At 61.6% G+C, this 22,673-nt stretch carries 21 protein-coding genes and 1 pseudogene; 2 read left to right on the forward strand and 20 right to left on the reverse strand.

Annotated elements, in window-relative coordinates; translation table 11 throughout:
• Positions 1-134 precede the first annotated feature (134 nt).
• From FHT71_RS25730 to FHT71_RS25820, 19 genes and pseudogenes are all read right to left on the reverse strand, one after another.
• A complete protein-coding gene (locus FHT71_RS25730; protein WP_183722641.1) occupies positions 135-1,058 on the reverse strand; it encodes an AraC family transcriptional regulator in 924 nt (307 codons plus the stop codon).
• 95 nt (positions 1,059-1,153) lie between these two features.
• Positions 1,154-1,453: an Atu4866 domain-containing protein gene (locus FHT71_RS25735; protein ID WP_132593305.1), complete on the reverse strand. Its 300-nt coding sequence runs from the start codon at positions 1,451-1,453 to the stop codon at positions 1,154-1,156.
• A 66-nt stretch (positions 1,454-1,519) separates the two neighbouring features.
• Complete coding sequence (locus FHT71_RS25740) at positions 1,520-2,230, reverse strand: SDR family oxidoreductase (RefSeq protein WP_183722643.1); 711 nt, start codon at positions 2,228-2,230, stop codon at positions 1,520-1,522.
• 58 nt (positions 2,231-2,288) lie between these two features.
• Positions 2,289-2,582 carry a DUF1330 domain-containing protein gene (locus FHT71_RS25745; protein ID WP_007788994.1) on the reverse strand — a complete coding sequence of 98 codons (294 nt, stop codon included), beginning with the start codon at positions 2,580-2,582 and terminating at the stop codon, positions 2,289-2,291.
• A gap of 409 nt (positions 2,583-2,991) precedes the next feature.
• Complete coding sequence (locus tag FHT71_RS25750; protein WP_183722690.1) at positions 2,992-4,605, reverse strand: GMC family oxidoreductase; 1,614 nt, start codon at positions 4,603-4,605, stop codon at positions 2,992-2,994.
• Between the two features lie 8 nt (positions 4,606-4,613).
• Positions 4,614-6,143 (reverse strand): FGGY-family carbohydrate kinase, encoded by a 1,530-nt coding sequence (locus FHT71_RS25755; RefSeq protein ID WP_183722645.1) that lies wholly within the window; start codon positions 6,141-6,143, stop codon positions 4,614-4,616.
• A 103-nt stretch (positions 6,144-6,246) separates the two neighbouring features.
• Positions 6,247-7,089, reverse strand: a complete 843-nt coding sequence (locus tag FHT71_RS25760; protein WP_132593235.1) for a class I fructose-bisphosphate aldolase — start codon at positions 7,087-7,089, stop codon at positions 6,247-6,249.
• Positions 7,062-8,810, reverse strand: coding sequence for a glycerol-3-phosphate dehydrogenase/oxidase (locus FHT71_RS25765; RefSeq protein WP_183722647.1), 1,749 nt, complete (start codon positions 8,808-8,810; stop codon positions 7,062-7,064). Before FHT71_RS25765 ends, FHT71_RS25760 begins: the two co-directional genes overlap by 28 nt.
• Before the next feature lie 12 nt (positions 8,811-8,822).
• Complete coding sequence (locus FHT71_RS25770; protein WP_183722649.1) at positions 8,823-9,818, reverse strand: aldo/keto reductase; 996 nt, start codon at positions 9,816-9,818, stop codon at positions 8,823-8,825.
• Positions 9,815-10,822 carry a sugar-binding transcriptional regulator gene (locus tag FHT71_RS25775; protein WP_183722651.1) on the reverse strand — a complete coding sequence of 336 codons (1,008 nt, stop codon included), beginning with the start codon at positions 10,820-10,822 and terminating at the stop codon, positions 9,815-9,817. Before FHT71_RS25775 ends, FHT71_RS25770 begins: the two co-directional genes overlap by 4 nt.
• A 1-nt stretch (position 10,823) precedes the next feature.
• Positions 10,824-11,813 carry an ABC transporter permease gene (locus FHT71_RS25780; protein WP_183722653.1) on the reverse strand — a complete coding sequence of 330 codons (990 nt, stop codon included), beginning with the start codon at positions 11,811-11,813 and terminating at the stop codon, positions 10,824-10,826.
• A 16-nt stretch (positions 11,814-11,829) separates the two neighbouring features.
• Positions 11,830-13,356 carry a sugar ABC transporter ATP-binding protein gene (locus tag FHT71_RS25785; RefSeq protein ID WP_183722655.1) on the reverse strand — a complete coding sequence of 509 codons (1,527 nt, stop codon included), beginning with the start codon at positions 13,354-13,356 and terminating at the stop codon, positions 11,830-11,832.
• Positions 13,357-13,552: 196 nt separating this feature from the next.
• Positions 13,553-14,581, reverse strand: a complete 1,029-nt coding sequence (locus FHT71_RS25790; RefSeq protein WP_183722657.1) for a substrate-binding domain-containing protein — start codon at positions 14,579-14,581, stop codon at positions 13,553-13,555.
• Positions 14,582-15,096: 515 nt separating this feature from the next.
• The gene (locus FHT71_RS25795) at positions 15,097-15,438 is read right to left on the reverse strand and encodes a hypothetical protein (protein ID WP_183722659.1); all 342 of its coding nucleotides are present in this window, start codon (positions 15,436-15,438) and stop codon (positions 15,097-15,099) included.
• A gap of 116 nt (positions 15,439-15,554) precedes the next feature.
• A complete protein-coding gene (locus FHT71_RS25800; protein ID WP_183722661.1) occupies positions 15,555-15,842 on the reverse strand; it encodes a GNAT family N-acetyltransferase in 288 nt (95 codons plus the stop codon).
• 89 nt (positions 15,843-15,931) lie between these two features.
• Positions 15,932-16,867 carry a pirin family protein gene (locus tag FHT71_RS25805; RefSeq protein ID WP_183722663.1) on the reverse strand — a complete coding sequence of 312 codons (936 nt, stop codon included), beginning with the start codon at positions 16,865-16,867 and terminating at the stop codon, positions 15,932-15,934.
• Positions 16,868-17,029: 162 nt separating this feature from the next.
• Positions 17,030-17,465 (reverse strand): annotated as a pseudogene (locus tag FHT71_RS25810) (LysR family transcriptional regulator).
• Between the two features lie 37 nt (positions 17,466-17,502).
• Positions 17,503-18,534, reverse strand: a complete 1,032-nt coding sequence (locus FHT71_RS25815) for an Atu2307/SP_0267 family LLM class monooxygenase (protein ID WP_183722665.1) — start codon at positions 18,532-18,534, stop codon at positions 17,503-17,505.
• A 218-nt stretch (positions 18,535-18,752) separates the two neighbouring features.
• Entirely contained in the window at positions 18,753-19,415 is a 663-nt protein-coding gene (locus tag FHT71_RS25820) for a hydrolase (protein ID WP_132593215.1), read from the reverse strand.
• 154 nt (positions 19,416-19,569) lie between these two features.
• Between FHT71_RS25820 and FHT71_RS25825 the strand changes: the two genes are divergently transcribed.
• Complete coding sequence (locus FHT71_RS25825) at positions 19,570-20,463, forward strand: LysR family transcriptional regulator (RefSeq protein WP_183722667.1); 894 nt, start codon at positions 19,570-19,572, stop codon at positions 20,461-20,463.
• A 223-nt stretch (positions 20,464-20,686) separates the two neighbouring features.
• Here the strand turns inward: FHT71_RS25825 and FHT71_RS25830 are convergent, their stop codons facing one another.
• A complete protein-coding gene (locus tag FHT71_RS25830) occupies positions 20,687-21,589 on the reverse strand; it encodes a LysR family transcriptional regulator (protein WP_132593212.1) in 903 nt (300 codons plus the stop codon).
• 70 nt (positions 21,590-21,659) lie between these two features.
• On the opposite strand from FHT71_RS25830, the gene FHT71_RS25835 reads away from it, so the two are divergent.
• Positions 21,660-22,661, forward strand: coding sequence for a TIGR03571 family LLM class oxidoreductase (locus FHT71_RS25835; RefSeq protein ID WP_246699479.1), 1,002 nt, complete (start codon positions 21,660-21,662; stop codon positions 22,659-22,661).
• The last annotated feature ends 12 nt before the right edge of the window (positions 22,662-22,673 follow it).

Raw genomic sequence — 22,673 nt, forward strand, 5'->3', positions numbered from 1 at the left:
AAGCGCTCCGGAGGTGGAGAGATGTTCGCTTTCGACAAGAAGAACTCTAAGAAATCCGGACGGATCCCTCCCTCGGCGGCTTGCCACGGCTATCGGGATCTTGCTCCATTTTCTACTCACGACGCCAACTGAGCCTACCCCCTCCGATAGTCGCTCGGCGAGAGCCCCGTTTCGCGGCGGAAAATCTGGGCGAAATGGCTGGGGCTTGAATAGCCCACCGAAAGGCCGATCTCGATGATGCTGGCTTCGGTCTCCTGCAGCAGTTGCTGGGCCTTGGCGACCCGCTGCCGGATGAAATAGTGCGAGGGGGGAAGACCGGTCGCTTTCTTGAACAGCCGGCTGAAGTGGAATTCGCTGATGCCGACCTCCTGCGCCAGGCGGCCGAGGTCGAACGGTTCTTCCAGCCGGTTCTCCATGAAAGCGATCGCGCGCCTGAGCTTTGTGCCGGGCAAGGCGTTCTGCGCACGCATCTCGGTATTGGCGACCGCATAGTGGCGCACGAGATGGACGGCAAGGCTTTGGGCCAGCCCTTCGACGTAAAGCGGGCTGCCACCGCCATCGGCTGCCAGTTCCTCGTGGAGGAGACCGAGGATATGCGAAAGCGTCGCGTCGCGGCCGCCCGACACCTCCTTCAGCGTCACGTTCCCGCCGTCCTTGCCGAACATCGCCTCGACGACCCGCTCAAACAGCGGCACGGAAACGTAAAGGTGCATCACGCGAAAGGATTGATCGCCATCGGCCTGCCAGCGCATTTCATAGGGAACCGGCGAGCAGGTCAGGAAGAAATCGCCGACCTCGACGCGGTTTGCCATCCATTCGCCGCCGAGATCCCGCTCCTCGACAACCGCACGGCCGGACATGATCCAGACAATGAGCGGCTCGGCCACGGCGGGCACCAGGAAGGGATGCTGAACACGGTGGCGCGACAGCACCTGTACGAAGACGTCCCTCCACGCCGGCCCGTCGCCGCTAATCAGCGTGTTTCCGCTGATATAGTCTTCGAGCCCGACGGGAGAGGTCCGCTCGGGGACGGGCAGGCAGGGTTCGTCCAAAGCCATGTCACCTCCCACCCCATAGTTGGCCTCATGCCAATGTGGCGCCGGAATCAAGGATATCCAGCGCCACGGAAAAGGAAAGAACCAAGACTTTCTGGCTATTCCGGCGTCCTCCCGTCACGGTAGAGGATCATGCCGGCATGATGAAGCACCCCGTCGATGAAGTCGCCATCGGCAGTAAAACCGGTATCGTCCCAATAGTCGATGTGATTGCCGCGAACCTCGTATCGCCCTTGATAGGCGCTTTCCCGGCGGCCACGCGCCTCGTCATAACGGCCGTTCGGCAGCAGGTTGTGGCGAATGAGGCCGTCCGCGGTGATCCACATGCCGGCATAGGGATGCGTCTGGTCTGGTGCGGTCGTTTTCATCGGGGAATATCCTTCCTGGGCAGGAGCCATGCCAAGCAGCATCGCGGTACGGCTCGCCGTTGCAACTCCAAAACCGTTTGCCATCCCAGCCTCCGCTCATATGCTGGCGGTGGGCCGGATGACGATTTCGCTGCTATCGACATCCTCGGGCTGGCCGATCACATGGACGATCGCCTCGGCGATTGTCTCCGGCTTCAGGGCGATCCGGCGATAGGCGACCATCGCTTCGGCGGCGACGGGATCGGTGATCTCGACGCCCGGATAGACGCAGGTCACCCGGAGCCGGTCGTTCTCCTGCCGCAGCCCGTCGGAAATCGCCCGCACCGCATATTTGGTGGCGCAATAGACGGCGGCCGTCGGCGAAACGCTGAGGCCGCCGACGGAGGAGACATTGATCACCTGCCCGGCACCCTGCCGGTTCATGGCCGGCAACACGGCGGCGATGCCATAAAGCACGCCCTTGATGTTGACATCGACCATCCGGTCCCACTCGTCCACCTTCAGCGATGCCATCGGCGAAAGCGGCATGACGCCGGCATTGTTGACGATGACATCAATGCGGCCGAAAGCCTCAAGCGCGGCATCGGCAAAGGCCTGGACATCCGCGCGAGACGTAACGTCGAGGCTTCGGTAGAGCGCCTTGCCGCCGGCAGCAGTGATCTCGGCCGCCAGCGTTTCGAGGCGCTCGGTGCGCCGTGCGCCGAGCACGACGACGGCGCCGGCCTTGGCAAGGGCGCGCGCTGTCGCCTCGCCGATGCCGCTGCTGGCGCCCGTGACGAGAACGATCTTGTTTGCGATATTGCTCATCGGATTGATCCTTTTTTGAAGTTGCGATGCTCAGGCGGCGCGCAGCCGCAGACGATCGTCACGCCGGCTCGAAGCCGCGCAGGGCGATGATCCGCGAAGCCGCCGCAGACTGTCTTTGCCTTGCGAGAGGCGCATAGGCCGGCGAGGCGAAAAGATCGCGGATTGCCTGCATGTCGGGGAATTCGATGATCAGCATGTTCGTCGCCTCCCAGCCTTCGAGCTGGAGCGGGGCATCATCAAGGGCAATGAGCCGGCCGCCGGCTTCGGCGACGAGCGGCAGGGCATTGGAGCGGTAATCGGCAATTGCATCATGGTCTTGAATGTCGAGATCGACAACGAGGTAGGCTGACATGGGTGGTTCCTGTTTGTTACGACCTCATCCAATCCGGATGGGTACACTGAACCTAGGCCCATCGCCGGCGGACCTCTCCTGCCGGCTTGCGCAAGCCGTCGGGATCTTGCGCATACTACACACGACGCATCGCGCCGCCCTGCTGCGGCTTTGCACCTGTCGATTTTAGATTTTGTATTTTCTAACGGGGATTTAGCGGGGTTGATTATGGCGCTCTCGCGCAGTGTATCGTAGATTTGGCTACTATGGCGTGGTTGCGGGGGCCTGATCACACAGGGACTTGAAAAAGGCCTGCATTTCGACAGATGTGTGCGGCACGTTGACCATTGGCATAGCGCTGAACTTGAACATCTGGGGTACCCGTAGATGCTCCCGGACGTCTAGTCGGATGGAAGAAAACATCGTCCGGCTATTGCATCCTCAGCACCATCTCCGCTGCCTTTTCCGCAATCATGATCACCGGGGAGTTCGTATTGCCGGACACGATCGTCGGCATGATCGAGGCATCGACGACGCGCAGCTTCTCAAGCCCGTGCACGCGCAGCTTTGCATCCACCACCGCCATCGGATCGCTTCCCATCCTGCAGGTGCCGACAGGATGAAAGATCGTGGTGGCGATATCACCTGCACGCCGGATCAACTCGTCATCGCTCTGATATTCCCGGCCCGGCAGCATCTCCTGCGGTCGAAAACGGGAGATAGCCTTCGTTTCCATCAGGCTGCGCGCATGACGGATCGAATTTGCCGCGAGCAGCCGGTCGCCCGGGGTCGAAAGATAATTGGGACGAATTTCAGGGGCGGCCGAGGCATCACGTGTCGTTATATGCACCGTGCCGCGACTTTCCGGCCGGAGGTTGCAGACAGAGACAGTCACGGCAGGATAACGATGCAGCGGCTCGCCTGGCCGGTCGGTGCTGAGCGGCTGGACGTGATATTCGAGATCGGCGGTAGCGACGGACGGATCGCTTTTGGCGAAGATCCCGAGCTGGCTTGGCGCCATCGAGAGCGGACCGGAACGGCTGATCGCATACTGCAAACCCATTCCGGCACGGGTAAACAGGTTATGGTAAAGCTGGTTCAGCGTGCGCGCGCCCTCGATCTTGAAGACGGTTCGGATCTGCAGATGGTCTTGCAGGTTTTCGCCGACACCCTGAAGCTCATGATGCAGGGGAATGCCGAGGCTCGACAGCACATCCGGTCGCCCGACGCCCGAAAGCTCCAGAATTTTCGGCGAGTTGATCGAACCCGCAGACAGAATGACCTCGCGCGACGCGCGGGCGACGCAGGCGCGGCCATTGAGGCGAAAGCGCACGCCGGATACAGCCTCGCCATCAAATTCCAGCCGCTCGGTCTGCGCGCCCGTCAGCACGCGCAGGTTCTCCCGCTTCATCGCCGGGCGCAGGAAGGCTTTCGTCGTGTTCCAGCGCAGGCCGCCCTTCTGATTGACCTCGAAATAGCCGGACCCTTCATTGTCGCCGTCGTTGAAATCGTCGCTCTTGCGGATACCGAGTTCCTCGGCCGCATCGCGAAAGGCATCGAGGATCGGCCAGGACAGGCGCTGGCGTTCGACGCGCCACTCGCCTCCGGCCCCGTGCAAGGCCGATTTTCCGCGATAATTGTCCTCCGATTTCAGGAACCAGGGCAGCACGTCATCCCAGCCCCAACCGGCATTGCCTGCCTGCCGCCAGCCGTCGTAATCCGCCGCCTGCCCGCGCATGTAGATCATGCCGTTGATCGAGGAGCAGCCGCCGAGCACCTTTCCGCGCGGATAATTGAGCGTCCGGCCATTGAGGCTGGCCTCGGCTGCCGTCTTCATCATCCAGTCGGTGCGCGGATTGCCCATGCAATAGAGGTAACCGATCGGCACATGCACCCAGTGATACCGATCCGAGCCGCCGGCCTCGAGCAGCAGCACCCGGTTTTTCGGATCCGTCGAGAGCCGGTTTGCCAGGACGCAACCGGCCGACCCCGCACCGACGACGATGAAATCGTAAACACCTTCATCCATAAGCGCTTCATTCATGGGCATGGTCACACTGCAACTCCTTTTGCGAGACTTTGCGCCTCCGAAAGCCGCCGCCACAGCGGTGTCATCGCCTCTTTAATATCGTTGTAAAGTCCGTAACGACGGGCGTAGTGGGCCGAAAGCACAGCATTGGGCTGATAATGCCGATCGGTCCGCACCATGGCGGTGGCTCCTTCGGTGAAATCGGCAAACAACCCGACACCCGTCCCGGCCGCAATCGCCGCCCCTAGCGCCCCGGTCTCCCGCGACACAGCAACGGTGACGGGAACGCCCAATACATCCGCAAAAATCTGCGGCCAGAGCCTGCTGCGCGAGCCACCGCCGCAGAGCACCGCCTCCTCGAAGGTCGCACCCGCCTTGCGGATGGTCTCGATATGCTGACGATGACTGAAGGCGACACCTTCCAGAAGTGCGCGGATCAGATGCCCCTTGGTGTGCCAGCCAGCCATGCCATAGAAACCGGCCCGCGCATGGCCATCCTGCTGGGCGCCATAGAGATAGGGGTGATAGAGCGGATCATCCGCAACCGGCGCGACCGCAGCCGCGAGCGCGCAAGCTGCGTCGAAGGGCGAGACGCCCTCCTGATGCTCGTCCTCGAAGAATTCCCGCACCAGCCATTCGAGATTGGCGGCCGACGTGGCGCTGTTTTCCATCGCCATGTAGCGGCTGCGGTCGAAGGTGGAGGACATGAAAACCGGGCCCTCAAGGTCGGGGCAGTCGATGATCACCTGATTGATGCTCCAGGTGCCGGCGATGATCGAGGCGGTGCCGGTGCGCGACACGCCCGAGCCGAGCGCCGACGCCACAACATCGAACAGCCCGCCAACAACCGGCGTGCCCGCAGCAAGCCCGGTCTCGGTCGCCACATCTTCTGTTACATGCCCTGCGATATCGGTGCTTTCGATCAACGGTGGCAGCATATGCATGCTGTCGGCAAGCCCGTAGGCCGCCATCAGCGTTCTGTCGTAGCGGCGGGCGGCGAGATCCAGCAAGCCGGCGCCGGACATGTCGGAAACCTCGCTGACACGGTTTCCCGTCAGCCGGTTGACGACGAAATCCTTGGAGAAGAACACCGTGCCGATGCGCTGGAAAAGCTCGGGACGATGGCGTTTCAGCCAGCCGAGCAGCGTCGGCGTTTGGGAGGGCCAGGGGCGCTGGCGAGCGATCGGCACTGTGCGGTCGCCAACCCCTTCGGCCGCCCATTCCTCAACAAGCCCGGTCGCGCGCGTATCGAGCGACTGGATGCCGAGAAGCGGCTGGCCGTCGCGATCGAGCGCATAGAGCCCGTTACCATGGCCGGCGCAGCCGATGGCCGCGATATCCTTGGCAGCAATGCCCGCTTTGTCGAGGCAGGTGCGGATCACCCGTTTGGCATTGGCCCAGAGTTCGCCGAGATCGCGCTCCACATGACCGGGGCACGGCATGCGGCTATGGCCCTCCTCGCCGGCATAGGCCACCTCCCTGCCCTTAAGATCGAAGATCACGGCCTTGATGACGGTGTTTCCGGCATCGAGCCCCAACAGATATTTTTCCATTCCGAACCCCTCCCAAAAGGTTCTGACAGTCTTGCGCGGTTCGGGCCGAAGGCCCAGCGCCGATACCCTCTTTTCCCCGTTGGGGAGAAGAGGAAATCCAACTTCATCCCTGCTGATAAAGCGCAAGCGCCTCCTGGCCACTCTTGTCCTCATGGATGATCGCCATCAGACCGCGCACGACGGCGCTCGGATTGGCATGCTGATAGATATTGCGTCCGTAGACCATGCCCATCGCGCCCTGCCGCATCAAGGCGGCGGATTTGGCGAAGACGGCGGACAGGGCTTCCTTGCCGCCGCCGCGCACCAGCACCGGGCAGCGCGCTGCCTCAACCACGCGGTGGAAGTCCTCCGCGTTGGTCGTCGGGTCGGCCTTGACGATATCGGCGCCCATTTCGCGGGCAAGTCGCGTCAGCGTCACGATCTTCTCAGCATCGCCATCGACCATATAGCCGCCGCGCTCGGTTAGCGGCTGCATCACCAGCGGTTCGATCATCAGCGGCATGCCGTATTTCTCGCAGTCGGCGCGGACGCGGGCAATGTTCTGAACGCACTGGCGGAAGAGATCGGGCTCGTCCGGCAGCATGAACAGATTGACGACGACGCAGGCAGCATCCATCTGCAGCGCGCCGATCAGCGGCTCGGCCTCGTTCTGCAGCACGGCCCACATATCCCGGTGACGGAAGCGGTTGTAGGGGTTGCCCATGTCGATGCGCATGACCAGCGCCGGCTTGTCCTTGCCGGGCAGGTCCTGCAGAAGGTCGGCCTGGCCGTAATTCATCTGGATCGCATCGGGCTTCGCATCGACCAACGCCTTCACAACGACCGGCATATTTTCCAGCCCGTCGAGAAAAGACGGCTCGTTACAAACGCCATGATCGATCGCCACATCCAGGCAACGGCCGTTGCCGAACAGCCGGTTCATCCGGACCTTGCTGATGTCTCGCATACTTCACTCCTTTGTTCGTTCCTCGCGGAAAGGTTTTCCTCCGAAACGCCGTGGCGGTCGTTCAGGAGGGTCAGAAAACGGGCGCGCTCTTCGGCCGTGCGCTGGGGTGGCCAGCCCTTCTCGGCGGCGAGGATGGCAAGGGCGACATCTGCAACATCAAGCGAAAGCTCGCCGCTGACGGCCAGTGTCGTTCGCCGCAGCAGCAGATCATCCAGATGCTCGACTGCCTCAGAGCGGATGAGATGGATAAGTTCGCGGGCGCTGTAGCCGGCGTGGGGCAAGGCTTGATCCGCACCCACGGAAATAAAGCGGGCGATCTCGGCGGCATCGGTGCCATAGCGTGTAAAGAGCCTGGCGACACGATCGGCGGCAAGGCCAGTCGTGGCCGAAAGTTGCCGCAGCCAGTCATCGCGATCATCAGGAAAGCCGCGCCCTCCCCCGAACGTGCGTTCGGCTGTATCCAGCCGGCGCGGCAAGCCAAGCCGTTCCAGCGCCATGTCGGCAGCGAGTTCCCCGAAGGAACGGAAAGTCGTCCACTTGCCGCCGATCATGCAGAGCACCGGGGGACCGCCATCGCTGCCTTCAAGCATCGTGCAGAAATGATCGCGCGGAATGCGGCCGGTAAAACTGTCGTTGCTGGCGGGCAACGGCCGCACGCCCGCAAACTGGAAGACAATCTGTTCCGGCCGAATGACGATGCCCGGCAACACGAAGGCGAGCGATTGCAGGATATAATCCCGTTCATCTGCCTCGCAGCGCACGGTTCCAGGGTCGTCCACCCGGATATCCGTCGAACCGACCAGCACCTTGCCGAGATAGGGAAACAGGATGCAGATGCGTCCGTCCTCGTTCTCGTAATAGATCATGTGGCCGTCGAGCATGTCGCGCAGGCCGGGATGATCGATGATCAAGTGCGAGCCCTTCGTACCGCCCATCAGCGGCGCGGGCCGTGCATCCTCCGGAAAGAGCGCGCCGTTGACAATATCGATCCAGCCGCCGGTGGCGTTGATGATGAGAGACGGCTTGATCGTCAGCACCTCGCCGGAGACGTGGTCGCGCAGGAGGAAACCTCCGGCCGGGGCTTGCTCGATCGCTGCGTAATTCAAAGCAGCGGCATTCGGGCCAGCAGAGAGCCCGTCGCGCAAGATCTCGACACCGATGCGCTCCGGGTGACTGACCCAGGCGTCGTAATAGGTGGCGGAATTGCGGATCGCGGAATTGAGCGCAGGCCATTTGGCAAGCGTGCTGCGCCGACCGCGAAACTGATGCTTCGGCATCAATGCGCGCTTGCGGGTCAGGAAATCATAGATGCCGAGCCCTGCCTTGATGGTGATGGCGCCCCGGCGGCTCGGGCGGCGGGTGAGGCCGAGGAAACGCACGATGCCGTTGCCGAGGCCGGAGAAGACATCGAAGATCGGAACGGTGGTCGGCAGCGGCGCGACGTAATGCGGCGCGTTGCGCAGCAGCCGGTCACGCTCAGCCAGCGATTCGCGGACAAGGCTGAACTCGCCATTTTCGAGATAGCGCAGGCCGCCATGCACCATGCGCGACAGCGCTGCACTGGCACCCGAGCAATAATCGCCCCTCTCGACGAGCAACACGTTCACACCCTGCAGCGCAAGCTCACGAAAGACGCTGAGCCCGTTGATGCCGCCGCCGAGGACGCACACGTCCACCTTCGGGCTCTTGCGGAGCCCGTCCAATGTCTCTTCACGGTTCATGATGACAGCCTGTTATCCGTCCATGTTGGCCAGTTTCGCAGCCAGCGCCGCGTCGATGGCCGAAAGTTCTTCCGCAGTGAGCCTGAGTGTTCCGGCCCGCGCATTGTCGAGCGCCTGCGCCGGGTTTCGCGCGCCACAGAGGGCAAAGGTCACGCCGGGCTGCGCCAGCGTCCAGGCGATCACCAGCTGCGCGATGCTCGCCTCATGCCGCTCCGCGACCGGCCGGATCGCCTCGGAAAACGCCTTCGCCTTCTGCCGGTTGGCGACGGAGAAGCGCGGGTTGTCGTTGCGCTGGTCATCACCCGAAAAGACGCGGTCCGGTTCGATGGTGCCGGAGAGCAGGCCGAGCGCCAGCGAAGAATAGCTGAGCGTCGACACGCCATTTTGAACGGTGAGCGGCAGCAGGCCGGCCTCGACCTCGCGATCGATCATGCTGAACCGCTCCTGGATCGCATCGAGCGATCCGGTGCTGATGTATTGCTGAAGCTCGCAGCGATCGACATTACTGGCGCCGATGGCGCCGATCTTGCCGGCTGCCTTCAGCTCTTCCAGAGCCCGCACCGTCTCCTCGATCTGCGTCGTCGCGTCCTGCCAGTGGGTGATGTAGAGATCGATGTAATCCGTGCCGAGCCGGCGCAGGCTTTCCTCCACCTCATGGATGATCGAGTCGCGCCCGAGATAGCGGTGAACCGGTTTGCCGTCCTGATCGAAGAAGTGATTGCCCTTGCGCGTATGCCAGACAAGGCCGCATTTGGTGGCGATGACGGCCTTGTCGCGGCGCCCGGCAATCGCCTTGCCGACAATCTCTTCCGAGCGGCCGAGACCATAGGCCGGCGCCGTGTCAATGAGGGTCACGCCAGCATCGAGCGAGGCCTGAATGGCGGCTATGGATTGCGCCTCGTCGGTTCCGCCCCACATCCAGCCGCCGATCGCCCAGGTGCCGAGCCCGACGGCAGACGCCTTGATGCCGGAGCGGCCGATCTCGCGGATCAACTGTTCGCTGCTCATGCCGAAAACCCTTCCTCGGATGCTATTTCAAGAATGCGTGCCCCGGTCGCCTCGTCGGTGACGAGTGTATCGAGGTGGTTGCCTCGCAGCACGCTCAGGATCGAGCTGGCCTTGTTGAGGCCGCTTGCTACGCCGATCTTCGTCGGGATCGAGGCGAACTCTTCCAGCGTCAGAGAAACGAGTACTCGGTTGAGACTGTAGTCGCAGACCCGGCCCTCGCCATCGAGCAGATGAGCGAGCAGTTCCGCGCTCGCACCGGAATGCTCGATGGCCTTGCGGTCCTCGCTGGAGGAGGGGTGCAGATCGTAATAGGTCGAATCTGCGCTGAGGATCGAGCCGATGCCGACCACCGCAATCTTGGCCTCCCGCGCCCGCTGGAAGACATCGGCGACGGCGCGCATATTGATCAGCATGTCCCGCTGCTCGGCATCATCGGCAAAGAGCGGCGCATGGATCTGATAGGAGCGTCCACCGAGCTGGTCTGCCATCAGGGTCGAGACGTGGTTGACGTCGGTATAGTGCTTGCCCTGCACGCAGCCGGTCGCCGGGATCACCTCGACATCGAAGCGGCGAGCGGGCTGCAGGCCGGCGACGACGGCGCCGACACCCTTGCCGCCGGTGATGCAGATCGTGTCGCCATCCGCGATTTCCTCCAGCAGCAGCCGTGCTGCCGCCTCCCCAACCGCTTGCAGCGCCGTCTGCGGATTATCGGAAACGGTCGGCACCACCACGGCACGACCGATGCCGCCGAGTGCCAGCAGGCGTTCTTCCATATCCACCAGCGGTTCGACCGGCGACTTGATCTTGATTTCGACGAGGCCGAGTTGGCGGCCGCGCTTGATCAACCGGTTCACGGTGGCGTGCGAGATGCGGAGCTGGTCGGCAATCTGCGACTGCGTCAAACCTTCGAGAAAGTGCAGCACGAGCGCCTGGTGCATCTGGCGCGCGATGACGATTTCCTCGCGCGGCGCAATTGTCTTGGGTTTCAGTCTGGCAATCGGCATATCAGGCGGCCTTCCGCTTGTGCAGAAAATGGTCGATGGAGACGGCAGCGAGCAGAATGCAGCCTTTGATCATGTCCTGCCAATAGACGGAAACGTCGAGCAGGATCAGCGACGAGGTGACGACCGAGAGCAGCGCGATGCCGAGGATGGCACCGAAGATCGTACCCGAGCCGCCGTTCAGCGAAGCGCCGCCGATGACCGCCGCAGCGATGATGTTCAACTCCATGCCGACGCCGAAAGTGGGCGTCGCGGCACCGAAGCGGGACATATAGATGACGCCTGCGACACCGGCGAGCGTCGAGCACAGAACCGTCACCCAGAACTTCACCTGGTTGGTGCGGATGCCGGAATAGAGCGCCGCCTTCTCGTTGCTGCCGGTATAGAACACCTTGCGGAAGGCCGTTGCCCGGCGCAGCAGGAAATCAAACAGGATGACGACGGCGACGAAGATCAGGATCACATAGGGAACGCCGTAGAAGGTGCCTTGCCCGACAACCTTGAAGCCTGCCGGCAGCGTGAAGAGCGACAGCGGCGTGCCCTTGGTGATGACCAGGCAAAGCCCGCGCACGATCACCATGCCGGCAAGCGAGGTGATGAAGTGGTTGAGCCCTACCACCGTCACGAAGAACCCCATGATCGCCCCAATGGCGCCGCTGGCGAGAACGCCGATCAGCGAGGCCGTCCACGGATCGAGCCCGGCAAGGAAAAGCGAGCCGGAGAGCACCATGGCAAAGCAGACGACGGAGCCGACCGCGAGATCGATACCGCCGACGATGAGCAGGATTGTCATGCCGACGACGACGATGCCTTCCACCGAAAAGCTCATCAGCATGGCGCGGAAGTTGCCGAGCGTGAGAAAGTGCGGCGAGGCAAAGCTCATGATCACGCAGAGCGTCAGGATGATCGCGATCAACCCCGCTTCGCGCATGGTGCCGATGCGTTTCCAGTGCCCCGTCTTCGGCATGTCCGCCGCCATCGTGTCGATTGCCATTCCCGTTTCTCCCTCCTTACGCGGCATGATATGCCGTCCTTGCCGCACTAATCCCCGATGCAAGGCGGATCACGGCTTCTTCCGTCATGTCTTCCGGGCCAAGCTCGCCGGCAAGACGTCCCTCCCGGACGACCAGCACGCGGTCGCAAAGTCCGAGCAATTCCGGCATTTCCGATGAGATGACGACGATGCCGATGCCTGAGCGCGCGAGATCGCGCAGCAGCCGATGGATTTCGGTCTTGGCGCCGACATCGATGCCGCGCGTCGGCTCGTCCATCAGAATCACCTTGGGCTTCACCGCAAGCTGCTTGGCGATCGCCACCTTCTGCTGGTTGCCACCGGACAGCGACTTCACCGGCGCCTCGACGCCGCCCATGCGCACGGCAAGCCGCCGCGCGAAATCCTCCGCCAGCGCCGCCTCGGCACGGCCGTTCAGCAGGCCCGCATGGTTAGTGAGCGCCTTCAAGTTGAGCACCGAGATGTTCTGGGCAATCGACATTTCCAGAAAGATGCCGGCCCCCTTGCGGTCTTCCGACAGATAGACGATGCCCGTCTTGACCGCATCCGCATAGGCTCGGATCGCCTGCGGCTTGCCATGCAGGCGGACTTCGCCAGCCGTATGTGTGCGAAGCCCGCAAATGCCTTCGGCGATCTCCGTGCGGCCGGAGCCGATCAGGCCACCGATGCCGAGGATTTCACCCCGGCGCAGATCGAAGCTGACATCATGGAATCGAGCGCCATCGCCGAGGCCATCCACTTCGAGGATGGTTTCGCTGGAGGCGTCTTCGGCCCCGAGCTTTTCCGGATAGAGCCGGGTGATCTCGCGGCCAACCATGCGGCGCACCACATCATCGGCCGTGACATCGTCGATCTTGTCGGTGCAGACATACCGGCCGTCACGAAAGACGGTCACGCGGTCGCAGAGGCTGAAGATCTCGGCCATGCGGTGGCTGATATAGATGATCGAGATGCCGTTCGCCTTGAGGTCGCGGATGATGGAGAAGAGCTGCTGCGCCTCGGTTTCGGTAAGCGCTGCGGTCGGCTCGTCCAGAATGAGCACGCGGCAGTCGAGCGTCAGCGCCTTGGCGATCTCGACAAGCTGCTGGCTGGAAATCGGCAGATCCGCGACCTTCTGGCGGACGTCGATGGCAGCCAGCCGGTTCATCACCCGCTGGGCATCGCGCTCCAGAGCACCGTAATTCATGAAAGGGGAACGCCGGCGACTGGTCGCGGCCATGAACATATTCTCGGCCACCGTCGCATCAGGGCAGAGCGCGATTTCCTGATGCACCAGACCAATGCCGAGCGCCTGCGCGGCAGCCGGTGAAGCGATGCGGACGGGTTTTCCATCGACGCGGATTTCGCCGTCGGTCGGCTGCAGGACGCCAGCGATGATGTTCATCAGCGTCGACTTTCCGGCGCCATTTTCGCCGCAGAGCGCATGGACTTCGCCGCGCTCGAGCGTGAAGTTGACATCCGTCAGCGCCCGGATCGCCCCGAAATGCTTGGTCATACCTTGAATGGTGAGCACCGGCTCCGCCATCTTCATTTTCCTTATTCATAGCCGGTCCCGGATCGAGTGGCTGTGATAATCTGTCTCTTCTGCCCGGCGGGGAGCAGTGCCTCGCTTGCAAAGCGATGAGGGGGAGTGTGGCAAGTTCAGAACCAGCCATCCCCCTCATCCGGCCCTCCGGGCCACCTTCTCCCCGCCGTGGAGAAGGGGACAAAGGCCGATGCCCTTATTCCTCGATACCCTTCGTGCCGCGGCGCTTCAGGTACTTATCCCAATAGAAGTCGTCGGCATTTTCGGCAGTGACGATCGAAAGACCATTATCGACCACCGGGATGCTCATCGGGTTGAAGCCCGAGCGCTTGGCGTCGTTCATCGGGTCGATCAGTTCCGGATGCTTGGAAAGCCACAACAGCATGAAGCCCATGTAACCCTGCATGCCCTGGTTCGGGTTGATCGAGCCGAAGACTTCACCAGCCTTGATCATGTCGAGAATGTTGGCGTTGACGTCGGCGCACATGACAAGAACCTTGCCGCCGTTTTCCTTGGACGCCTGTGAGGCGCCGATCGCGGAGTTCGCTTCCGGCATGAAGACCGCGCCGAGATTCGGATTGGCCTGGATGATGCTTGAAAGCCCCTGATAGGCCTTGGTCGGGTCCTGGTTGGAAGCAGCACGACCGACCAGCTTCATGTCCGGCCACTTTTCTTTCATACGGCCGATGAAGGCCGCGATGCGCTTGTCGTGATTGTCCTGGCCCGGATTTTCCAGAACTGCATATTCGCCCTTGCCACCCAGCTTCTCGGCGATTACGTCGGCGGCATAGATGCCTTCGCGGGTGTTGTCCGAGGTGATAAACGAGACGCGCTTGGAAAGCGGCGAGTCGGCGGCAAACGTGACGACGGCAGTGCCCTGCTCGATGGCGCGGTTGATCGGCTCGATGAACGGATCGGAGTTCATCGGATGGACGAGGATGCCAGCCGGATTCTGGGCCAGAGCCTGGTCGAAGGTGGCGATCTGCTTGTTGACGTCATATTCCGGCGTGCCGGTATATTCGGTTTCGCAGCCGAGCTGCTGGCCTGCCTGCTTGAACATTTCATAGACCGGGAACCAGTATTCCACGCCCGAGACCATGACGTTCATGACGTATTTTTCACCAGGCTTGCAGCGGAACGGATTGTCCGTTTCCGCGGATGCCGTGCCGGTAAAAAGCGTTGCTGCAAGGACCACCATGGCGGTCGAGCTGATAAATTTGCGCAAAATTCCTCCTCGAGGCCGAAGCCCCTCCCAAAAGCCTGAGGGCGTCACGTCGACGCCGCTGATCGCGTTGAAACCGAACTTCCTCCTCGAAGTCCGATGAGAACAATAAAGGCGAAGACGAAATGTATGTCAATATAATTCACTGAATGAAATATATTTCATAGATAAGCGAAACGGACTGAATACATTCCAAGCCGCCGGCCGCTATTCACTCCCCATGGAAAAGAGATCACTTGGCCCGAAGTCAATCAAGTCCTGATCAAACCCCTCGCGGTCAAGCGGGCGGGTCGGGTGCATATGTTGCGGATAGGATGCGTTGGCAGAATTGCCGCGGATAACAGGCCGCCGCGATTCCCGATTATCTATGAATCTGACCTGGATCAGCGATCACCGACGCGGCCAGCTCCTCCTCAACGTCGCAAAATGGATGTCTCTTAGCGCCGAGTTGATCGGCAACTACAGGTGCCGCCGATGCCATGATAGCGCGGTGCTGGATGTCGATGGATGATCCACCGCTATTTCGCTGGGTAAGGCTCAACGTCTGCTGACCAATAATGCCTGGCGATATTCTGGGAGTTGCGAATGACGTGGTAGGCAGTTTCAGGGTCTCCCCCTTCAAACGTATCCGGGTCTGCCCCACACATGAGACAATACATTCGCTGATGAACAATTGCCGCAAAATATTGCATTGCCGGCGCAGCATCTTCTTGGCCGATGGCTTGCATTTCCGCTGCGGCGATCTCGGTCGATTTCTCCAGGGCTCGCGAAACCGCGGCAGCCAGCTTCCTGTCGGCGCGAGCGATGACATCGGCGACCTGGCGCTCCGCCAAAGTTGGATCAGGGGTGTTTTCGGCCATTGCTCACCTCATCGGCAGCAGCTTGCAGGGCCTGCTCCGCCTCCTGGAACAAAAATGTGTTTCTCTGCATAGCAGTCCTTTCTGCCGCCTCTATTTCATTGGCCGGCAGAATCTATTCACTTGCTCAAAACATCCTGCCACTCCGTATGGCGCTCTATCTGCGCTTTCGCGAATGGGCAAAGCGGGATGATCATGATCCCTCCCCGCCTGGCATCTTCTACCGCCTGGCGGACCAATTGCTTACCGATTTTTCGGCCACGCAGCGCGGCAGGAACATCTGTGTGGTCGATGATGATCAGTTTTTGACCCGCACGACTGTATGTCATTTCGGCTTCGTGCCCATCAACAACGATCCGGTAGCGTCCCTTGGACGCGCCATCTTCGCGCTCAACCTCTTGGCTCAATCCATTTCCTGCGTCATCAATCCAGTGGCTAACGTGCCGACCTGACCCATCCCTAGATGATCCTCTTAATTGAAGCCGATCAGCAAAAATTACTCGGGCAAAGGGATGGGCTCATCCCTGTCGTCAAGCGGGAGATCGAAACGCCCCTTCCCCCAGTTCTGGGCACGCCATTCAGCCTTGGCCTCTTCGATACGCTCCTTGGAAGAGGCCACGAAGTTCCACCAGATGTAACGCGGTCCTGGGAGTGTCGCGCCGCCGAGGGCCATCAGCCTTGCACCTTGGCCGCCAGCGGTCACCGTGATCCTGTCACCGGGACGAAACACCATCATCTGCGGCGCTTCGAAGTCTTGGCCAGCGATCGAGATCGAACCCTCGACGATATAGATCCCCCGATCCTCGTGATTGTCCGGCATGGGCAGGCGAGCACCTGCTTCCAGCCTGACATCGGCATAGAAGGTCTCGGAAAACATCCTCGCGGGAGCGACCCTGCCATAGGCATTTCCCAGGATAAGCCGAACGGTGACGCCGCGATCCTCGATCACCGGCAAGGCCTGTGTCCCATGATGCTCGAACATCGGCGCCATATCCTCATGGCTGTCGGGAAGCGCTACCCAGGTTTGGATCCCCAGCAGCCTTTGCGGACCGCTGCGGCCTTCTGGCGTAGTGCGCTCGGAATGGGAGACATCCCGGCCCGCGACCATCCAGTTCAGAGCTCCGGGGCGAATGATCTGGTCGGCGCCTGTGCTGTCGCGATGATGGAATTCACCGCGATAAAGATAAGTGACGGTGCCGAGTCCTATATGGGGGTGCGGTCGAACATCGATGCCCTGACCAGTCAGAAGTTCCGCAGGCCCGACCTGATCGAAGAAGATGAACGGGCCAACCATCTGACGCTTCGGCGCAGGCAAGGCGCGCCGAACTTCAAAGCCACCGAGGTCGCGCGAACGTGGAATGATGAGAGAGTCGATCGCATCCAGGCCGACCTCTTCAGGACAGGCTGGCGCAATTGCGGGGTTCCAACTCATGCATCTTCTCCTCTTCAGTCTGCGGGGTAGACCCTGCAGGGCTCTCGTTCTGCTGCCCGGTCGGCCAAAGCCGCCACCGAAACTAGAAAGCGACAGCACCCGCGACTAGGTTTGGGAAACGCTACACTGTGTCGCGGAAAGCGGAACACGCTGTCCGCGGCATCAACTCCCGGAGCCCCAAAAATGCGTGTCATTCTCAAAGGATTCGATCAGAAACTCCGAGAGAACCCGCACTTTTCGGGATGGATGCGGGCTGGGAGGCCGTACGACATAGACCCCGCCGACCGGTAGCGGAAAACGTGTCATGATCGGAACGAGAGCCCCTGAAGCGAGATAGTCGCGGGTGACGCAATCAGGGAGCCAGGCAATGCCCAGCCCCTCAGCGGCTGCGCTCGCAAGCGCCATGCCGGTGTCGGTCCTGAAGCGGCCCTGCGGCTGCACGGTGATGATTTTCTCGCCATCCATGAATCGCCGCCCCCTCGATTCTGGTGAGTGCACGGCTGACCATCGACTTGGAAACCCCCAGCCTGCGCGCGGCCGAAGTGATGCCTCCCGAATCGGCAACCTCGACGAACACTCGCAGATCTTCGATGTCCATTTGGCATTCCTCCGTTGCGACACCGTCGAGACCCGACCTAGGGCGCCGCCCTGATGATTGGAGCGACCTCGGTGCCCAGAAGTTCGATCGAGCGCTTCATCGCTTCCGTATCAAGCGAAGCGGTACTCATCTGGAAGGTGATGCGCCAAAGGCCGCCGAGCGTTTCGCTTGCCTGCTGCATCTTAGCGGCAACGGCTTTCGGCTCGCCGACCAGGAATGCGCCGTCAGGACCCGCCATGAGCTCGAATTGCTGGCGCGTCGGTGGCGACCAGCCGCGCTCACTGCCGATCTTCGTCGTCAGATACGCCCATCCGGGGAAGAAGGCATCCTTTGCAGCCAAATCGGTCTCGCCGACAAAGCCCATCGCATGGACGCCCACCTTGAGTTTTTCCGGATCATGCCCGGCGCGTTGTCCGGTTTCGCGATAGAGATCGACAAGCGGGCGGAAACGTTCGAAGCTGCCGCCGATGATCGCCACCATCAAAGGAAGGCCAAGTACACCGGCGCGTGCGAAGGATTCCGGCGAACCGCCAACTCCGATCCAGACTGGAAGCCGCGTTTGATGTGGGCGCGGAAAGACGCCTTGCCCTTTGAGTGGCGGCCGGAAGCGGCCTTCCCAGGTGATATCTCTCGTCTCGCAAAGCTTGAGAAACAGGTCGAGCTTTTCGGCGAAGAGCTCGTCATAGTGACGCGTATCAAGGCCGAACAGCGCGTAGGCCTCGATGAAGGATCCGCGGCCGACCACGAGCTCCGCACGACCCTTGGAAATCAGGTCGAGGGTTGCGAATTCCTGGAAAACACGCACCGGATCGGCAGCGCTGAGAACCGTGACCGCACTCGTCAATCGGATGCGGGAGGTGCGGGCCGCGGCCGCGGCCAGAATGACGGCCGGGGCGGAGTCGAGAAACTCACTGCGGTGATGCTCTCCAATACCAAATACGTCGAGCCCGACGCGATCTGCGACCACGACCTCCTCGATAAGCTCGGCCATGCGATCCGACGGTGACGGGCGCTTACCCGTTTTCGGATCAGGAAGGATGGCTGCGAAACTGTCGATACCAATTTCCATGCTTGGTCCTTAAGTTGATTGCGCGGTTCGTTGTCGTCGCTACCTGGCCAGTTTCATTTCCGCCCTCAGATTGTCGCCGTCACGGTGGTCGCAGGCGCATCTTTCGCGTCGGTGGACGGCTGGGCCAAGCGTGAACTCGCTTGAGTCGGGATGGCGAGGCTCGACTTTGGGGCCTTTACGGTGACATCAATTCGAGATTCCGCCATCCCAGTCAGCTTTTAAAGACCGGCCCGGCTGGCCGCCTGAACCGGCGTATTGAGGAGCTGCTGCTCCCACAGATAGGCGATGCCGCTACCACCGGCATGCTCGATGATGACGTCCGTCAGCGCAGCCGCGGTCTCCTCGCGAGCCCAATCGCGCTGCCATTCGGCGGCGATCGCGAGCCAGGTCATCATATTGATGCCAGCCCCCATCATCCGCTGGATCGCCACCTGGTGCGCTTCGACTGAGGTCCCACCCGATGCGTCGGTAATCACCGTCACGTCCCAGCCTTCGCCCGCGGCCTGGATTGCCGGCATCGCAACGCAGACTTCGGTCCACAGGCCAGCAATAATCAGCTGCTTGCGGCCGGTAGCCTTCACCACGTCCACCACCTTCGGATCCTGCCAGGTGTTGATGAATGTGCGGTCGATCACCTCCTGTCCGGGGAAAACATCGGTGAGGTGCTTGAAGAGCAGGCCACCCCGGCCGGCTATCACGCTTGTCAGGATTGTGGGGACGTTGAAAACCTTCGCAGCTTTCGCAAGCGCCGTCGTGTTGTTCACGACCGCCTGCGGATCGTGGCTGTTCACGTTCGCGAGCTGATAGGGCTGATGGTCGATCATGACGAGGACGGAATCTTCGGGACGAAGAAGTGAGCCAAGGCCGTTACGGAAGGTCATAGATAAATTCCTAGGTTCGCGGTTGGTTGAGACACGTTGCTGGAGGGAACACGTGCCCTCCGAAGCGCCGTCTGGGAAAGGACCTTGTCATTCCCGATTTCGATGCGGTAGTCATCGTTTGTGCCAAACAGTGTCGCGGAACGGGGAACGCAGCATGGACATCGAAGATTTGCGGACGTTTGTGGAGGTAGCGGATGCGGGCGGCGTCACGCCCGCTGCGCTTCGGCTGGGCGTTTCCAAGTCGATGGTGAGCCGGCGGCTTGCGCGCCTTGAGGCAGAGCTCGGCGTCCAGTTGCTCGCAAGATCTACACGTGGGGCATCCCTGACGGAAGCGGGCGCCACTTTCCGTGACTATGCGGCCAGGATCAGCGGCGAGATCGATGTCGCCAGAGACACGATCCTGCCCGCCGGCGAACTGAGCGGTCGCCTGAGAATTGCGGCACCCCTATCGTTCGGGCCCACCCACTTTGCATCAGTCCTTGCGGACATGGCATTGCGCCATCCGCAACTGCAGATCCAGACAAGCTATAGCGACCGTTTCGTGGACCTGATTGCGGAAGGGTTTGATTGCGCGATCCGGGTCGGCACACTTCAGGATTCCAACCTGATTGCAAGACGCGTTGGTCCCCTCTATGGAAAATACGTCGCGAGCCCCGCCTATATCAAAGCCCATGGCTCCCCGGAAACACCGGAGGAACTCGTCACGCATCAGGCGCTTATGCAGGGGATGGAAACGTGGCAGGTGATGGACGGCGACAAGATCCTGACCATTCGCCCGCAGGGCCGTTTCAAGGCTGACAACGGGGCGGCTCTCGTCGTCGCTGCCGCGGCCGGTTTGGGTATCGCTGCCCTCCCCGATGGCCTCACCCGGGACTATCTCAATACCGGCACGTTGGTGACGGTCATGAAAAATCATCCGCCACCCGCGGCCGGAATCTATGTCGTTCGTCCGCCGGGACAGCACCCCTCGAGAAAGGTCCGCGTCCTGACCGAAATGCTGATCGAGTGTTTCGATGATAGCGGGCAAGGAAACGAACAGCCCATCTAACCGGATATCGAGCGGCAGATCGAGACGGTCCCCGACCTGACGCGCAGGCCGGCGACTATGTCGACGGACTTCCCCAACAACATCCTGCTCAAATCGATCAATGACCTGGGTAGCGCGCCGCGATCGGCACCCTGTCCCAATTATTCCCTGTCATCCAAGTATTCCTTTGTTGGTAAGTTGATGGGCGCTCGGCTCGTCGGCGGCGGTCGCCGCCGTCAATCCACTATTGGCCAAGAAATGCCTGTAACCTTGGAACCATGAAATCAAGGAACACGCGCACGCGCTGGGGTAGGCGCGCTCCGCCGAGATAGACGGCATGAATCTCTTCCTCGTCATTCTCCACGATGTCCGCAAGCACTTCCACTAAACGACCGGACAGAAGATCGGCTCGCGCATGGTAATCGCCAAGCCGAGCCAGTCCCACACCGGCGACCGCCATGCGCCGAACGGTCTCGCCATTGTTGGCGAGCAGGGAGCCGCTGACGGCGCGATCGACGATCCGGCCACTCTCCTTGAGGGGCCAGACCGGCGCGGCGCGGCGAAAATTGAAGCCAAGGCAGTTATGCCGCCCGAGATCCTCGGCGGTGCGCGGGATGCCGTTGCGCTCTAGATATGCCGGCGCGGCGACAATCTTGCGGCGCGCGGCGCCGATCCGGCGGGCCATCATCCCGGAGTCCGAAAGCCGCCCGACACGAATCGCGACATCGGTGCGGTCGAGGTAGAGATCAACGATTTCGTCAGAGAGCGAAAGGTCGACGACGATGTTGGGGTAAGATTTCCAGAAGGCTGGGAGCGCTGGTTCGACGCCAAGAATGCCGAAGGCGACGGAGGCATTCACGCGCACCGTGCCGCCTGTAGCGGCGGCGCCCTGCGACAGCTCACGCTCCACTTCGTCGAGATCGCCGAGCAGCGCCTGGCTGCGCTCATAGTAGATTTGCCCCTCGGCTGTGAGCGAAAGGCGGCGGGTCGAACGCTCAAGCAGCCGCACGCCGAGCCGCGTTTCGATCCGTGTTATGAGCTTGCTGACGGTCGAAGGCGTCATAAGCAGCAGGCGCGCCGCTTCCGAGAAATTCCCAGCTTCCACGACGCGCAAAAAAACCTGCATTTCGCCCGCGCGATTATCCATCCGATCGACTCGTCTATGATTTCGTTTCACAGATCCTATGGAACGCTGAGGCGTTATCAAGGCCCTTGGCATGGCTTATCTCTCTGCCATGTTAAAGATTTCTGCTCTCGATCTGATCCGCAAACCGGATCGCCTGACGCTCGGCATTGAATTGCCGCTTGACAATGACTGGTCGCCCGCCGGCGAAGCCCGGCGAGTGGCGGCGGGACGTCCGCGCGGCGTCCCCGATCTCTCGGCGCAGACTGACCTCGTGCGTAGAGCCGACGCGCTCGGCTTCGCGGCGGTTTGGATGCGCGACGTGCCGGTGTTCGATACGGTCAACATGGGCGATGCCGGCTCCGTCTACGACGTCTTCACGCTGCTGGGCTATTTCGCGGGTTTGACTCGCAACGTCGCGCTCGGCACCGCCGCGGTCGTGCTGCCGATCCGTCATCCGCTGATGACGGCGAAAGCAGTCGCGTCAGTGGACGCACTCTCGGGCGGGCGCCTGATTCTTGGCGTCGCTTCCGGGGACCGACCGGTGGAATATCCGCTGCTCGGCCTCGACTTCGAGGCGCGCGGCTTAGCCTTCCGCGAAGCGGTCGCCTATCTCAGACAGGCGTGGCAGCCAGGTGGACTGCCGATCAACGGCGAGCGTATCCCCAACCTCGATCTGCTGCCGCGCCCGGCACAGCAGATGATTCCCATGGTGGTGGCCGGACAGGCGCGGCAGGACGACGCTTGGCTCGGTACCAATATGGACGGGCGCTTCGTCTATCCGGGCAGCGTCGAGAAGATGACGCTACAGGCTGCACGCTGGCACGAAGCCACCTCCGGTCATGGCGCCTTCATCAGCGCCTTCCATCTCGACCTTCTGGACGATGCCGATGCGGCGGCTGAATCGATCCGTTTCGGCGCGCGTGTCGGCCGCAAGGGTCTGATCACCCATCTGAACGCCCTCGCTGCGGCCGGCGTCGATCACCTAGCCATCAATCTGCGGCAATCGGGACGCCCGCCGGCCGAGATCATCGAAGAACTGGCGTCGGAGGTCATGCCCGCGCTCGTGAGCAACCCGAAGGCGCAAGCCGCCTGAACATCAAGGATT

It is taken from the genome of Rhizobium sp. BK060 (assembly GCF_014193145.1).
In the GTDB taxonomy this organism is placed as follows: Bacteria; Pseudomonadota; Alphaproteobacteria; order Rhizobiales; family Rhizobiaceae; genus Rhizobium.